The 14,620-nt window shown below is 66.3% G+C and carries 11 protein-coding genes and 3 tRNA genes; 6 read left to right on the top strand and 8 right to left on the bottom strand.

What is annotated here, in order from left to right; all coding sequences use genetic code 11:
• Position 1 precedes the first annotated feature (1 nt).
• The 4 genes from mprF to ACNFBT_RS02740 all read right to left on the bottom strand — a co-directional run bounded on the left by mprF (position 2) and on the right by ACNFBT_RS02740 (position 3,256).
• Positions 2-2,647 carry a bifunctional lysylphosphatidylglycerol flippase/synthetase MprF gene (gene mprF, locus ACNFBT_RS02725; protein ID WP_416746217.1) on the bottom strand — a complete coding sequence of 882 codons (2,646 nt, stop codon included), beginning with the start codon at positions 2,645-2,647 and terminating at the stop codon, positions 2-4.
• A gap of 145 nt (positions 2,648-2,792) precedes the next feature.
• Positions 2,793-2,869 (bottom strand) — tRNA-Met (locus tag ACNFBT_RS02730).
• A gap of 117 nt (positions 2,870-2,986) precedes the next feature.
• Positions 2,987-3,063 (bottom strand) — tRNA-Met (locus ACNFBT_RS02735).
• A gap of 116 nt (positions 3,064-3,179) precedes the next feature.
• Positions 3,180-3,256: transfer RNA gene (locus tag ACNFBT_RS02740), tRNA-Met, on the bottom strand.
• A gap of 214 nt (positions 3,257-3,470) precedes the next feature.
• On the opposite strand from ACNFBT_RS02740, the gene ACNFBT_RS02745 reads away from it, so the two are divergent.
• Together ACNFBT_RS02745 and dinB are read left to right on the top strand one after the other, a co-directional pair.
• Positions 3,471-4,211 (top strand): hypothetical protein, encoded by a 741-nt coding sequence (locus ACNFBT_RS02745; protein WP_416746219.1) that lies wholly within the window; start codon positions 3,471-3,473, stop codon positions 4,209-4,211.
• Between the two features lie 62 nt (positions 4,212-4,273).
• Positions 4,274-5,329: a DNA polymerase IV gene (gene dinB, locus ACNFBT_RS02750; protein WP_416746221.1), complete on the top strand. Its 1,056-nt coding sequence runs from the start codon at positions 4,274-4,276 to the stop codon at positions 5,327-5,329.
• A gap of 67 nt (positions 5,330-5,396) precedes the next feature.
• Here dinB and ACNFBT_RS02755 read toward each other — a convergent pair whose 3' ends face one another.
• The 4 genes from ACNFBT_RS02755 to ACNFBT_RS02770 form a co-directional block, all read right to left on the bottom strand.
• Complete coding sequence (locus ACNFBT_RS02755) at positions 5,397-5,795, bottom strand: META domain-containing protein (protein WP_416746223.1); 399 nt, start codon at positions 5,793-5,795, stop codon at positions 5,397-5,399.
• The gene (locus ACNFBT_RS02760) at positions 5,792-6,232 is read right to left on the bottom strand and encodes a hypothetical protein (RefSeq protein ID WP_416746225.1); all 441 of its coding nucleotides are present in this window, start codon (positions 6,230-6,232) and stop codon (positions 5,792-5,794) included. Before ACNFBT_RS02760 ends, ACNFBT_RS02755 begins: the two co-directional genes overlap by 4 nt.
• A 62-nt stretch (positions 6,233-6,294) precedes the next feature.
• Positions 6,295-7,284: a 2-hydroxyacid dehydrogenase gene (locus ACNFBT_RS02765; RefSeq protein WP_416746227.1), complete on the bottom strand. Its 990-nt coding sequence runs from the start codon at positions 7,282-7,284 to the stop codon at positions 6,295-6,297.
• 12 nt (positions 7,285-7,296) lie between these two features.
• A complete protein-coding gene (locus ACNFBT_RS02770; protein WP_416746229.1) occupies positions 7,297-10,077 on the bottom strand; it encodes a response regulator in 2,781 nt (926 codons plus the stop codon).
• A 126-nt stretch (positions 10,078-10,203) separates the two neighbouring features.
• Here ACNFBT_RS02770 and ACNFBT_RS02775 point away from each other — a divergent pair, with 126 nt between their 5' ends.
• From ACNFBT_RS02775 to rlmD, 4 genes are all read left to right on the top strand, one after another.
• On the top strand, positions 10,204-10,914 hold the full coding sequence (locus ACNFBT_RS02775) for a response regulator transcription factor (protein ID WP_416746231.1): 711 nt from the start codon (positions 10,204-10,206) through the stop codon (positions 10,912-10,914).
• Positions 10,901-12,262 carry a histidine kinase sensor domain-containing protein gene (locus ACNFBT_RS02780; RefSeq protein ID WP_416746233.1) on the top strand — a complete coding sequence of 454 codons (1,362 nt, stop codon included), beginning with the start codon at positions 10,901-10,903 and terminating at the stop codon, positions 12,260-12,262. Before ACNFBT_RS02775 ends, ACNFBT_RS02780 begins: the two co-directional genes overlap by 14 nt.
• A gap of 91 nt (positions 12,263-12,353) precedes the next feature.
• Complete coding sequence (gene cysM, locus ACNFBT_RS02785; protein ID WP_416746234.1) at positions 12,354-13,253, top strand: cysteine synthase CysM; 900 nt, start codon at positions 12,354-12,356, stop codon at positions 13,251-13,253.
• A 1-nt stretch (position 13,254) separates the two neighbouring features.
• Positions 13,255-14,607, top strand: coding sequence for a 23S rRNA (uracil(1939)-C(5))-methyltransferase RlmD (gene rlmD, locus ACNFBT_RS02790; RefSeq protein WP_416746236.1), 1,353 nt, complete (start codon positions 13,255-13,257; stop codon positions 14,605-14,607).
• Positions 14,608-14,620: the final 13 nt, after the last annotated feature.

Raw genomic sequence — 14,620 nt, forward strand, 5'->3', positions numbered from 1 at the left:
TTCAGCGTTTCACCAATCCACTCAGTCCGCCGGCGATCAGCGCGGCGGTATCGGCCAGGGCCACCAGCGGATCCAGTCCGGCGGGCACGGCCAGGTAACGGGGCTCCCAGTCGGGCTGGAACTTGTCCTTGAAGCGGCGCAGCCCCTGGAAGTTGTAGAACTGCTCGCCCCGGCGGAAGACCAGGGCGCCCAGGCGCTGGGTCAGCGGCGCGCCACGGCGCGGCTGCAGGCCGGCGAGCGGCACCATGCCCAGGCTGAAGCGGGTGTGCCCGCTTTCCTTGTAATGCAGGATCAGGCCGAGCATGAGGAACTCCATGGTCAGCTTCGGTGCGTCGGGCACCATGCGCATCAGGTCGATGCTCGCCAGCTCCTTGCTGCCGGTTTCCAGCAGGTTGGCGAAGGCCACGGCGCGGCCTTCGTGGCGGATCACCACGATGCGGAAGTAACTCAGGTACTCGGGGGTGAAGCGGCCCAGGGAAAAGCCCTTCTCGCGGACGTTCTTGCCGCCCAGCCAGGCGTCGGAGATCGCCCGCAGCTCTTCCATCGGCGCCTGACCCGGTTCGTGGAACTCCAGGCTCAGGCCGTCGCGCTGACCCCGGTTCCAGGTGTAGCGCAGGTCCTTCATTTCCTTGCCCTTGTTCTCCAGGTCGAAGCGGCGCAGGTCGACCCGCGCCTCTTCGCCGAGCTTGAGGGCGGTCAGGCCGATGTCCATGTACAGCGGCAGGTTCTCCGCCCGCACCTGGTAGAACACCGGGCGCGCGTGGTGCAGGTCGCAGAGGTCGCGGAATTGCCAGATCAGCTCGGCGCGGGACTGCGCCGGGCCCACCGGGTCGAACAGCGCTACCAGGCTGCGGCCACGGCGGGCGTACATCAGGAAGGCGTCGTTGCCTTCGTGGAACAGCAGCGCCTTGTCGCCGGAGAGGGCCAGGCCGCCGTCCGGTTGAGACGAGTTGGCGAGGATGCCCGCGGCGGTGTCCAGTTCTTCGCGGCTGGGTTCGAGGATCGCCGGCGGCTCGGTGCGCAGCAGCCAGTACAGCGCCAGCGCGGCCAGCAGCAGGCAACTGCCCAGGGCGGCGCGCAGGCCGCGCGGAGCGTCGGCGTCCAGGGCGAACTGCCACCAGAGTTCCTGATCGTAGGGCACGTCCTGGTAGGCGAACAGCAGCAGCCAGATCGACGCACCGATGACGCAGGCGGCGGCCCCCAGATACAGCGGCGAGAAGGGCAGGTCCATCAGGCGGCTGCGGCGGTAGAAGGCGCTGCGGAAGACCACCAGCAGCGCGGCGGTGAAGCTCAGGATCAGTGCTTCTTCCCAGTCGAAGCCCTTGAGCAGCGAGAGCGCGGCGCCGGCAATCAGCAGGCCGAGCGTCAAGGCCCAGGCCGCGGACAGGCGACGGCGCAGGCCGTAGGCGAGCAGCAGGCAGAGCACGCCGATCAGGCTGGCGGCCAGGTGCGAGGCATCGATGAGGCGGTGCGGCACCAGGAAGCCGATTTCCTCCAGGCGGGTGTCGATGGAGGGCGTGGCGCCGGAGAACAGCAGCACGACGCCGGAGATGAACACCAGCAGCGAGAGAATCTGCGCGGCGAAGCCGGAAGTGATGCGTACCGCTTGCTTGGCTACCAGGACTCGGCGGGCCTCGAGGAACAACAGCAGCAGGCAGGCGACGATCAGTGGCAACACCACATAGATCAGGCGGTACAGCAGCAGGGCGGCGGCCAGGGGCGCGGCGCCCAGCTGTCCGGCGAAGGCCGCCAGCAGCACGGCCTCGAAAACCCCCACGCCACCGGGGACGTGACTGAGCACGCCGGCCGCCAGGGCGATCAGGTAGACCAGCAGGAAGGCGCCGAAGGGCGGGGCTTCCGGCAGCAGCAGATAAAGCACGGTGGCGGCGCAGGCGACGTCCAGCGCGGTGATCAACAGTTGCAGCAGCGACAGGCGCAGGCCGGGCAGGCGCACGGTGCGGCGACCGATGCGCACCAGGTGGCTGTCCGGGGACGGTTGGTCCGGCAGGCGGCGGCGTTCGATGCCGACTACCAGCAGGATGCAGAAGGCGATGATGCCCAGGGCGAGCACCGTGACCAGCCAGCTCGGCAGGTGCAGGGCCAGGGAGGCGTCGGACAGGTCGCTGAGGGCGGCCAGCGCGGCCAGTATCGGTAGGGCACAGCCCAGGGACAGGCTGGCGAACAGGGTCATCCGCGCGACTTCGGCGGCGCCCAGGCCCTGGCGGGCATACAGGCGATAGCGCACCGATCCGCCCGAGAGCATCGACAGCCCCACGGCATTGCCGATGGCGAAGGCCGAGAAGCCGCCGGTGAGCAGCGCCGAAGGGGACAGCCTCACCCCGGCGAAGCGGGTGGCCGACCATTCGTAGCCCAGCAGGGTGATGAAGCCAGCAACGGTGGCGGCGAAGGCGCCGGCCAGCGAGGCTGTGGGGACGTCGAGAATTGCGTCGTGCAGGGAATAGGCGTCGAGGTCACGCAGCAGGTGGTAACAGGCGATCAGCGCAAGGCTGAACAGCAGCAAGGTGACGCCCAGGCCGATCGGCTGGCGATTGGCGTTGATCCAGTGCAGAAGCCCGCTGCGCTGCGGCTGCTCGCCGGCTGCGGGGCTGTCTGGTGTGGCAGGGTTGGCGCTCATCGGGCACCTCATCGAATTTGCGCGACAGAGTAGGGGCAGTAGCGCGATTTCCCAAGTCCCTCGGGAGGATTTCTTCCTGGGGGCGACGATTTGCTGAAGCAGTTTCTCGGGCGCAACGAAAAAAGCCACTCCTAAGAGTGGCTTTCTTCTTGATGTCTGGTTGCGGGAGCAGGATTTGAACCTACGACCTTCGGGTTATGAGCCCGACGAGCTACCAGACTGCTCCATCCCGCGGCGTCCATTCTACGAGGATGAAAGCTGTTGTCAATCAAAATTTCGTTTTTGATCAATAATTTAAATTCACACGCAAACGAAAAAGGCCACTCCGAAGAGTGGCCTTTTCACGATGTCTGGTTGCGGGAGCAGGATTTGAACCTACGACCTTCGGGTTATGAGCCCGACGAGCTACCAGACTGCTCCATCCCGCGGCGGCCATTCTACGCGGGCAAAAGGTCTTGTCAATCGATATTTCGTGTTTGATCAATAATTTAAATCGCGCGCAAACGAAAAAGGCCACTCCGAAGAGTGGCCTTTTCACGGTGTCTGGTTGCGGGAGCAGGATTTGAACCTACGACCTTCGGGTTATGAGCCCGACGAGCTACCAGACTGCTCCATCCCGCGGCCGCCATTCTACGCAGGCTGACTGCCGTGTCAATTAAAAGGACCGAAAAAATCATTTCCAATCAGATGGTTAGTGAGCGGGAACATTCTTGCTGGTAATGGCTGAGGTGGATTCCGTAGCGCCTGGCAATGCCTGGGTTGGTTAATCCTGCAGGTCCTGTTCCAATCACTTCTGGCGTGTGGAGCAGCCGGACGAGTCCCAGGGAGCGCAAAGATGACAGGTCATTACGAGGGGTATTGGTACTTCTATCCCGCCATGGAGTCGGAGGTGATCCGGCAGGGGGCGAGGGTTGAGGCGGCCATCACCCCGCCGTGGTTAGTGGTCGACGGCTCGATCACGTCGATAATCGTGACGGCAAGAAAATGGCCTGGAGAGCTGTGGCGTGTGCGTGTCGTCGAGCCTGGGGACATGTCGGGGTTGATAGCCGAGCCGGGTTATCGGCGTGCGAAAGTCATCGAACTGGTCGAGCAACTACCGTTGGCTGATTTGTTCGGGGCCCACGGTGATGCTGTGCTCGGCATTCTGGATCGAGTCGTCCGGCTGTCGGCGTCGGAAGCGGAGACCTTGGCTCAGGCCCGCTCATCAGGGGGATGGGAGGCATACGGGCGTGGCTGGTCGCGCTGGGCCGATATGCCCGACGGAGACTGGACGGGTGTCATTGCGGCTCCGGGACGTAATGGGCAAATGCGCTCACCGGTCCATGGGGGCTTGTCATTGGCGACGGATCTGCTCCAGTCGCGGGCGCGAGCGCTGGAAGGCGAGGCCGCATTTCACCTGGTTCCCGACGACGAGAATCCCAGTGAGCACATGGAGGTACTTGTCCCGAAATGGGAGGGCGCATCGGATGCGGTCATGCAGGCCGTCATGGCGGTGGGGGCGCCGGAGATTCTAGAGGCTCATGACCGGGAGGCACTCCTGCAGGCATGGCGAACGGTGGCGTTGGACCTGCTCTGAAGCCTGTATCATGAAAAATTGTATTTCATCGAGACGGCAAACGCGTTCGGCTAGCAGGCACTATGCGGCAACGAAAGATCATCCACATCGATTGCGACTGCTTCTATGCCGCCATCGAAATGCGCGACGACCCAAGCCTGGTGGGCAAGCCGCTGGCCGTGGGTGGTTCGCCGGACAAGCGCGGAGTGGTTGCCACCTGCAACTATGAGGCGCGCGCCTATGGCCTGCATTCGGCGATGGCGATGCGCACGGCGGTGAAGCTGTGCCCCGACCTGACCATCGTTCGCCCGCGCATGGACGTGTACCGCGAGACCTCCCGCGAGATCCACGCGATCTTCCGTGACTACACCGAACAGATCGAGCCATTGTCGCTGGACGAGGCCTACCTGGACGTCAGCGACAGCGAGCACTGTGGCGGCAGCGCCACGCGGATCGCCCAGGAGATTCGCCGCCGCGTCTGGGAGACCCTGCACATCACGGTGTCGGCCGGTGTGGCGCCGAACAAGTTCATCGCCAAGATCGCCAGCGACTGGCGCAAGCCCAATGGCCTGTTCGTGGTGACGCCGGACGAGGTGGACGGCTTCGTCGCCGAACTGCCGGTGAAGAAGCTGCACGGTGTGGGCAAGGTTACGGCGGAAAAGCTCTCGCGCCTGGGCATTCGCACCTGCGCGGACCTGCGCGACTGGTCGCGAATCCGACTGGCGAAGGAGTTCGGCAGTTTCGGCGAGCGCCTCTGGGGGCTGTCGCGGGGGATCGACGAGCGTCCGGTGCAGGTGGACAGCCGGCGCCAGTCGATCAGCGTGGAGAACACCTTCGACCAGGATCTGCCTGATCTTGCCGCGTGCCAGGAAGAGTTGCCGTCACTGCTGGGCGAGCTGGAGCGACGCATGACCCGCCTGGATGCCAGCTACCGGCCGGGCAAGCCCTTCATCAAGCTGAAATTCCACGACTTCACCCAGACCACCCTGGAGCAGGCCGGTGCGGCGCGGGACCTGGAAAGCTACCGGCTGCTACTGGGGCAGGCGTTCCAGCGCGGCAACAAGGCGGTGCGCCTGATCGGCGTGGGGGTGCGTCTGGTCGACCTGCGCGGGGCGCACGAGCAGCTCAGCCTGTTCTAGGGGCCGCCTGTTCCAGGGATTGCTGCCGTTTCGGTGTGGCCCACGACGAAACGGCAGCCAGGCTCTCTCAGCCTTCGGCCCACATGCGCATGGCGCGGCCGGAAGCCGGCCACAGGCGCAGTTCGCCTTCGTCGGTGATATCCCAACGCTGGATTTCGCCGAGCATCTTGAGGAAGTGCTGTTCCTGCTCCATCAGCCCCTCGGCGCACATCTTCCGGGTGGAGCCGGGATGGCCGAAGGTCAGCTTGTCGCCCTCCAGCGTGTAGCTGGCGAACCAGTGGTTGCAGCCGGCGCTGCCATAGGCGCGACCGTTGCCGTCCAGGGTCAGGGTGACGTGGCTGTAGTCGATCAGCGGACGTTCGCCGATCCATTCGATGCGGTAGGTCTGATCGGATTCAGGTACCGGCTTGCTGGCGCAGCCAGCCAGGGCCAGCGCCATGCAGGCGCCGGCGATCAGGGCTTTCATGCGATCTCCTTGCTCTGACAGTCCGGGCAGAGATGGCGGGTGCCGACTTTCGCCCAACCCAGTTCGCCGATGCGCGCTTCGGCGGCAGGCTGCTGGGCGGCCTTGCCGAGGCTGGCGTCAACGGCGAATTCGAATTCCAGTGTAGCTGCGCAACCGTCACAGCTGACCGTCCATTCGTGGATGGCCAGTTCACGGAACACCGGTCCCTTGGCTACGGCCATCCACTGTCCCGGCGGGTTGATCAGGTGGCGGACCTTTTCCACTTCCAGGTTCATGCTCAGGCTCTTGCTGCCCTTGAGGCTGACCAGCAGGGTGTCGCCGGCCTGGATCGAGCCGCCGACGCCGGTGACCTGATAGCGGCCCGGAGTCAGCGCGCGGCACTCGTTGAGGGTGAATTGCGGGTTGAGCAGGGTGTAGCGGAAATCGTGCTGGGCCATGGGTCCTCCGGGAAAGCGCGGCATTCTAGGCGGCGCGGCGCTCGGATGCGAGCGTCAACTGATCAACCTTCGACCAGGTTGACGGGCTTGCCCGCCTGCCAGGCACCGATGTTGTCCAGCGTGGTTTCGGCGATGGCGGCCAGCGCCTCGCGGGTCAGGAACCCCTGGTGGGCGGTGATGATGACGTTGGGGAAGGTCAGCAGGCGCGCCAGTACGTCGTCCTGCAGCGGCAGGTCGGAGCGGTCGGCGAAGAAGATGTCGGCTTCTTCTTCATAGACGTCCAGGCCGAGGTAGCCAAGTTGGCCGCTCTTGAGCGCTTCGATCAGCGCCGGGGTGTCCACCAGCGCACCGCGTCCGGTATTGATCAGCATGGCGCCGCGCTTCATCTGCTGCAGGCTGCGCGGGTTGATCAGGTGCCGGGTGGCGTCGTTGAGCGGGCAGTGCAGGCTGAGGATGTCGGACTGGGCGAGCAGTTCGTCCAGCTCGACGAAGCGGCCGCCCAGGGCCTCGATGGCGCGATTGGGGTAAGGGTCGTAGGCGAGGAGGTGGCAGCCGAAGCCGCTCATGATGCGGGCGAAGACTTCGCCGATCTGGCCGCTGCCGATGATGCCGACGGTGCGGCCGTGCAGGTCGAAGCCGGTCAGGCCATGCAGCGAGAAGTCACCGTCGCGGGTGCGGTTGTAGGCACGGTGCAGTTGCCGACACAGCGCAAGGACCAATCCCACGGCATGTTCGGCCACCGCGTAGGGCGAATAGGCCGGAACCCGCACTACGGACAGCCCCAGGGTGTGGGCGGCCTTGAGGTCGACATGGTTGTAGCCGGCCGAGCGCAGGGCGATCAGCCGGGTTCCGCCGGCGGCCAGTCGCTCCAGCACCGATCGCGACAGGTCGTCGTTGACGAAGGGGCAGACCACGTCGAAGCCGTTGGCCAGGGCTACGGTGTCCAGGCGCAGCTGCGCCTGCTGGAAGTGCAGGTCGAAGCCGTGGTTGCGGTTGGCCGCGAGGAAACTGTCGTGGTCGTAGGGCTGGTTGCTGAACAGAATGATGCGCATGGTCTCGCGGTCTCAGTGCATGTCTTGCGGCAGCGCCGCGCTGGCCTCGGCCTCGCGGTTTTCCGTGGCCCTGGCCAGTTCGGCCATGGCCTTGTCGAGTTCGTTCAGGGCCGTGGGGGCGTCCGGGTCGTTCTGCTTGAGCAGCGTCTCCGCGCGCTGGCAGGCAGCGCGCAGCATGGGCACGCCGCAGTAGCGGGTGGCGCCGTGCAGGCGGTGGATGCGTTCGAGCAGGGTGTTGCGGTCGTTGCGCTCGCGGGCCTGGCGGATCACCTGGCGGTCGGCGGACAGCGAGGCGAGCAGCATGCCCAGCATGTCGGCGGCCAGTTCCGCCTTGCCGGCGGCCAGGCGCAGGCCCTCGGCGGGGTCGAGCACGCTCAGCGTGCTCAGGCCCGATTCGACGCTGTGCGGCTCCATGCTTGGCGCACCCAGTCGCATGCCGGTCCATTTCAGCAGCACCTGGGCCAGCTGGCGCTCGTCGATGGGTTTGGTCAGGTAGTCGTCCATGCCGCCTTGCAGCAGGGCGCGCTTCTCATTGGCCAGGGCGTGGGCGGTGAGGGCGATGATCGGCACCGGGCTGACTTCGCGGTCGGCTTCCCATTGGCGGATCGCATCGGTGGCCTGGCGGCCGTCCATGCCGGGCATCTGCACGTCCATGAACACCAGGTCGAAGCGCTCGCGCTGCACCGCTTCCACGGCGGCCAGTCCGCTGTCGACGGCGATCACTTGGGCGCCCAGGTCATTGAGCAGGGTCTTCACCAGCAGCAGGTTGGCCGGGTTGTCGTCGACGCACAGCAGGTGCGGTGCACGCTCCAGCACGCCATTGGCGATCTTTTCCTTGCGCGTCGGACGCAGGTGCAGCAGCTCGTTCAGCGCCTGCTGCAGCTTACGGGTGCAGGCCGGCTTGCTCTGCACCTGGGACTCGGGCAGCACCGCGTTGTAGTGCGCCTGCTCGATGGTCGGGCAGAGCACCAGGCTCTTGCAGCCGTGCTGTTCGAGTTCGCGGATGGACTGCCGCAGCAGTTCCGGCGGGTGGGTGGCGGAGGTCACGCCGAGCAGGGCCAGGCCGATCGCCGGCTTGCCCTGCGGATCGACCGCCAGCGCCCGCTCCAGCGCCGCAAGGTCCGGGAATTCGTTGACTTCCAGGCCGCAGTCTTCGAGTTGATGGTGCAGGGCGGTACGGGTCAGTTCATGGGGTTCGTAGAGCGCCACGCGCTGCCCGCCCGCCAGCGCCGGCAGCAGGTCGTCGCCGTCGTCGCGGGCCTTGGGAAGGTTGAGGCTGATCCAGAATTCGGAGCCCTCGCCGGAGCTGCTGTCCACGCCGATCTCGCCGCCCATCTGCTCGATCAGGCGCTTGGAGATGACCAGCCCAAGCCCCGTGCCGCCAGCCTGGCGCGACAGCGAGTTGTCGGCCTGGCTGAACGCCTGGAACAGCGCGCGCAGGTCCGCGTCGGTGAGGCCGACGCCGGTGTCCTGCACGCTGATGCGCAGTTGCGCGCGGTCGTCGCTCTCGTCTTCGAGCATGGCGCGCACGGCGATGCTGCCTTCGTGGGTGAACTTGATGGCGTTGCTCACCAGGTTGGTCAGCACCTGCTTCAGGCGTTGCGGGTCGCCCACCAGCTGCAGCGGGGTGTCGCGGTAGATCAGGCTGACCAGCTCCAGCTGCTTTTCGTGGGCGGCGGGGGCGAGGATGGTCAGGGTGTCCTGGATCAGTTCGCGCAGGTTGAAGGGGATGTTCTCCAGCACCAGCTTGCCGGCCTCGATCTTCGAGAAGTCGAGGATCTCGTTGATGATCCCCAGCAGGCTTTCGGCGGACTTGTGGATGGTGCCGAGGTAGTCCTGCTGGCGCGAGGTCAGCTCGCTCTTCTGCAGCAGGTTGGTGAAGCCGAGGATGCCATTGAGCGGGGTGCGGATCTCATGGCTCATGTTGGCGAGGAACTCGGACTTGATCCGGCTCGCCTCCAGGGCTTCCTTGCGCGCCAGGTCCAGTTCGATGTTCTGGATCTCGATGGTTTCCAGGTTCTGCCGCACGTCCTCGGTGGCCTGGTCGATGTTGTGCTGCATCTCCTCCTGGGCGCTCTGCAGGGCCTCGGCCATGCGGTTGATGCCGCCGGCCAGCTCGTCCAGTTCATGGCTGCCCAGCGCCGGCAGGCGGGTTTCCAGGCGGCCTTCCTTGAGCTGCGCCACGCCCTGGGCGATCTGCCCCAGCGGGGCGTTGATCGCGCGGCTCATGCGCAGGGCGAGAAGGGCCGTGACCACCAGGCCGGTGATGATCAGCAGCAGGCTGGTGAACAGACTGCGGTAGCCGCGCAGCAGGGTGCCGTGGTGCGACAGCTCCAGTTCCACCCAGCCGAGCAGCTTGTCGCCGTCGCCGTAGAGCTCGCCGGACAGGCTGCGGTGCCGGCCCAGTACCGGGAGGAGGAAGTGGGTGGTATCGAGGTTGCTGGTCATGCTCAGGTGCGAGCCGTCGCCGCTGGGCATGGGGGTGAGGATGCTCGGCCCGGCATGGACCAGGCGTTCCCGCTCGGGATTGAGGAAGGTGACGGCGCGGACGTCTGGCTGGTCGAGCGCCTCGGTGGCGATGCGCGACAGCAGCTCGGTGTTGTTCTGCGCCAGCGCCGGGGCGGAAAGCGGCGCCAGTTGCTCGGCGATCAGCTGGCCGCGCTCGATCAGCTGGGCGCGCATGTCCGACAACTGCACCCAGGTGAAATAACCGCCCAATACCAGCGCCAGCAGGCTGGTGGGCAGCAGGGTGAGCAGCAGTACACGTCCCTTGATGCCGAGATCCTTGAACACGCGATTCCTCCGGTGCGGTTTTCCCCGGCAGTGTAGCGGTTCAGGCCTGCGGGAGGGGCCTTTGCCTTGCCGAGATTGCGCGGAATCGGGAATACTGAGCGCAATTGCTAATCACTCTTATTTGATATGAACGCATTTTCCTCCTCGGGGCTGCGCCTGCTGACCATCGAGGACGACCCGACCCTGGGCGCCCACCTGTCTTCCCACTTGAGCGAGCGGGGCTTCGACGTCACCTGGTGCCGGGATGGCGACGCCGGCCTGGCAGAGGCGTGCGCTGGCGATTACGACCTGGTGCTGATGGACATCCTGCTGCCCGGCATCGGCGGCCTGGATATCCTGCGCAGGCTGCGCCGCGAGCGTTCGGTGCCGGTGATCCTGATGTCCGCCCTGGGGGCCGAGCAGGACCGCATCGCCGGCTTTTCCCAGGGCGCCGACGATTACCTGCCCAAGCCTTTCAGCCTGGCCGAGCTGAGCGTGCGGGTCGATGCGGTGTTGCGCCGGGTGGCGCTGGAGCGCGGCCTGCAGGCGCCCGTGGACAGCAGTGACGGCCTGCAACTGGATGGCGAAAAGGCCGACGCCAGCCTCGATGGCTGCTGGGCGGGGCTGACCGCCACCGAGTTCCGCCTGCTGGAGACCTTCCTCGTCAGCCCGGGCGAGATCCTTAGCAAGGCCTTCCTTTACCAGCATGTCCTGCATCGCGCCTTCACGCCGCACGACCGAGCCCTGGACATGCATGTCAGCCACCTGCGCCGCAAGCTGCAGGTCATCGGCTATCTGCGCCACCAGTTGCAGACGGTGTGGGGCAAGGGCTACGTGTTCCGCGATGGCGATGGCTGAGGTCCCCGGACGTCACTCGCTGTTCTGGAGGCTGGCGGTCGCGCTGGTGGCGTTCTGCCTGTTGCTGATCTGGCTGTCCTGGTCCTGGGGCAAGCAGGTCGAGCGGCAAAGCTACTACCTGTCCACCGAGGCCCGGGAGGTGCTCGGTGGCTACGCTCGCGAGGCGGAGCAGGCCTGGCGCGCGGGCGGTGCCGCTGGGGTCGATGCCTGGCTGGAGGGGATGCGCCAGCGCGAAGCGAGCTGGATGACGGTGGTCGACGCGCGGCTGCAGGCCCTGGGCAGCGGCCCACTGACCCTGGAAGAAGTCTCGCACCTGACCTTCCAGCGGGGCCTGGACTGGCCGGCGAGCTCGCGCTCCGTGCATCTGCCCTACATCGGCATTCCGTTCCCCGGAGAACCGGCAGCGGGGCGCCTGGTGCTGCAATTGCCGGCGCGCTACCTGCCCGGCGGTTTCACGCTCATGCACCAGTCGCTGACCCACGGCCTGGTGCCGGTCGTGCTGGCGCTGCTGCTGTGTGCCTTGCTCTACCGCTCCCTGGTGCGCCCACTGGCGCGCTTGCGTGAGCACGCCAACGCCTTGCAGGCCGATGACCTGGGCTCGGTGGCCGGCCCCGAACTCAGCGCGCGCCGCGACGAACTGGGCGAGCTGGGCCGTGCGCTGGACCATATGGCGGAGCGCCTGCGCAGCCATGTGGGCTTCCAGCGCCAGTTGCTGCGTGACCTCTCCCACGAATTGCGCACCCCACTCAGCCGCCTGCGGGTGGCGGGCGACAGCCCGATCAGCGAAGCGGCCCTGCGCCAGCGGGTCGAACGCGAGGTGGAGGTGATGCAGCGGCTGGTCGCCGATTCCCTGGAACTGGCCTGGCTGGATACCGAGCGACCACACCTGGAGCAGGAGGACATCGACCTGCAATCGCTTTGGGAGTTGCTGGTGGACGACGCCCGCTTCGAAGCGGGCTGGGGGCCGGAGCGCTTTCATTATGAGGTGCCGGCCGGGTGTCGCGTGCGCGGCCATCTCAATGGTCTGGCGCGGGCGCTGGAAAACCTGCTGCGCAATGCAATCCGGCACTCGCCACCAGGCGGCTGCATTCGTCTGGACGGTTACCGTGAGGGCCAGGGCTGGCACCTGTGGCTCGAAGATGACGGCCCCGGCGTGCCCGAGGCCGATCTCGAACGCATCCTCCTGCCCTTCACCCGTCTGTCCGCCGCGCGCAGCGAGGAAGGCTTCGGCCTGGGCCTGAGCATCGCCCGCAGTTCGGTGCGCATGCAGGGCGGCGAACTCTGGGCGGACCGTGGCTCGGCGGGGTTGCGCGTGCATCTGCGATTGCCCGCGGCTGGTGGCCTCTGAACAATTGCACACGGCTTGTTAGGAAACTTCGTATGGCGCGCCGCGGTTTGCCGTTATCATAGGTGGCCTGGTTTCAGATCCGAGTGCCTCCATGACCGTGCAGTATCCGACTATCGCCGATTGCGTCGGCAATACCCCGCTGGTGCGCCTGCAACGCATGCCCGGGAATACTTCCAACACTCTGCTGGTGAAGCTCGAGGGCAACAACCCCGCGGGTTCAGTGAAGGATCGCCCGGCGCTGTCGATGATCACCCGAGCCGAGCTGCGCGGCGACATCAAGCCCGGCGACACGCTGATCGAAGCCACTTCCGGCAACACCGGTATCGCCCTGGCGATGGCGGCGGCGATCAAGGGTTACCGCATGATCCTGATCATGCCGGACAACTCCACCGCCGAACGCAAGGCCGCCATGACCGCTTACGGCGCCCAGCTGATCCTGGTAACCAAGGAACAGGGCATGGAAGGCGCCCGCGACCTCGCCGACCAGATGCAGCGCGAAGGCAAGGGCAAGGTGCTCGACCAGTTCGCCAATGGTGACAACCCGATCGCTCACTACGATTCCACCGGCCCGGAAATCTGGCAGCAGACCGGCGGTGAGATCACCCATTTCGTCAGCTCCATGGGCACCACCGGCACCATCATGGGCGTGTCGCGCTACCTCAAGGAGCAGAACCCGAACGTGCAGATCGTCGGCCTGCAGCCGATGGAAGGCTCGGCCATCCCCGGCATCCGCCGCTGGCCGCAGGAATACCTGCCGAAGATCTTCGACTCGACCCGCGTCGACCGCGTAGTCGACATGCAGCAGAGCGAAGCCGAAGACGTGATGCGCCGCCTGGCCCGTGAAGAGGGCATCTTCTGCGGCGTCTCCTCCGGTGGTGCGGTGGCGGCCATGCTGCGCCTGTCCCGCGAGCTGGAAAACGCGACCCTGGTGGCGATCATCTGCGACCGTGGCGACCGCTATCTGTCCTCGGGCGTGTTCGATCCCCACTGACATGGCCAAACACAGAACCGGCCTGCGTTTCCAGCCCAGCGGCGGAGCGCGGAGCCCTGCGGTACCGGTGGGCAAGAAGCAGCGCCTGACTATCGAGCGCCTGGCCCATGACGGCCGCGGCATTGCCCATCAGGATGGCCAGACCTGGTTCGTCGCCGGTGCACTGCCGGGCGAGTCGGTGGAGGCCCGCGTGCTTTCCGCACGCAGCAAGGTCGTCGAGGCACGCTGCGAGCGCGTGTTCACGGCCGCCGAAAATCGTCGCAATCCACCCTGCCCGGTGGCCGGCGTCTGCGGTGGCTGCAGCCTGCAGCACCTGCCCCACGCCGATCAGTTGGCGCTCAAGCAGCGCACCCTCGCCGAGCAACTGGAACGCTTCTCCGGCTTGACCCCGGAAGAGTGGGCCGCGCCGCTGGTGGGGCCGGAGTTTGGCTATCGCCGCCGCGCTCGCCTCGCCGTGCGCTGGGACGTCAAGGCCAAGCGCCTGGAGGTCGGCTTCCGCGCCGCCGCCAGTCAGGCCATCGTCGCCTTCGACGACTGCCTGGTGCTGGTGCCCGAACTGCAATCCCTGGCCCGTGAGCTGCCGGAACTGCTGCGCGGCTTTTCCAAGCCGCAGGCCCTCGGTCACGTCGAGCTGTTCCACGGCACTGCCAGTGCGTTGCTGCTGCGGCATATCGAACCTTTGTCCGATGGCGACCTGGCGCGACTGCTGGAATTCTGTTCGGCACGCGAAGTGCAGTTGTGGTTGCAGGGCGACGGGGAACCGACGCCGCACTCCGGGAACGCCGACCTCGGCTTCCGGCTCGATACCTGGGATCTGACCCTGGCCTACCGTCCCGGCGACTTCGTTCAGGTGAACGCGCCGGTCAACGAGGCCATGGTCGTCCAAGCGCTGGACTGGCTGAAGCCGGCGGCCGATGAGCGCGTGCTCGACCTGTTCTGCGGCCTGGGCAACTTCGCCCTGCCGCTGGCGCGCCAGGTGCGTGAAGTGGTCGGGGTGGAGGGCGTGCAGGCGATGGTCGATCGCGCCGCAGCCAATGCCCGGGCCAACGGTCTTGCGAATACTCAGTTCCATCAGGCGGACCTTGCGAAACCGCTTGCCGGCGCCCCCTGGGCGGCGGAGGATTTCACCGCTGTGCTGCTCGACCCTCCGCGCGACGGAGCCTTCGAGGCGGCACGGGAAATGCGTTCACTGGGCGCCGAGCGGGTACTTTATGTGTCCTGCAACCCGGCGACCCTGGCGCGCGATGCAGGCGAACTGGCCCGGCAGGGCTATCGCCTGAGGCGCGCCGGCATCCTCGACATGTTCCCGCAGACGGCGCATGTGGAGGCCATGGCTTTGTTCGAGGCAGGCTAGGACGGCCTGCGCA

It is taken from the genome of Pseudomonas sp. NY15181 (assembly GCF_048068055.1).
Taxonomy (GTDB): Bacteria; Pseudomonadota; Gammaproteobacteria; order Pseudomonadales; family Pseudomonadaceae; genus Pseudomonas.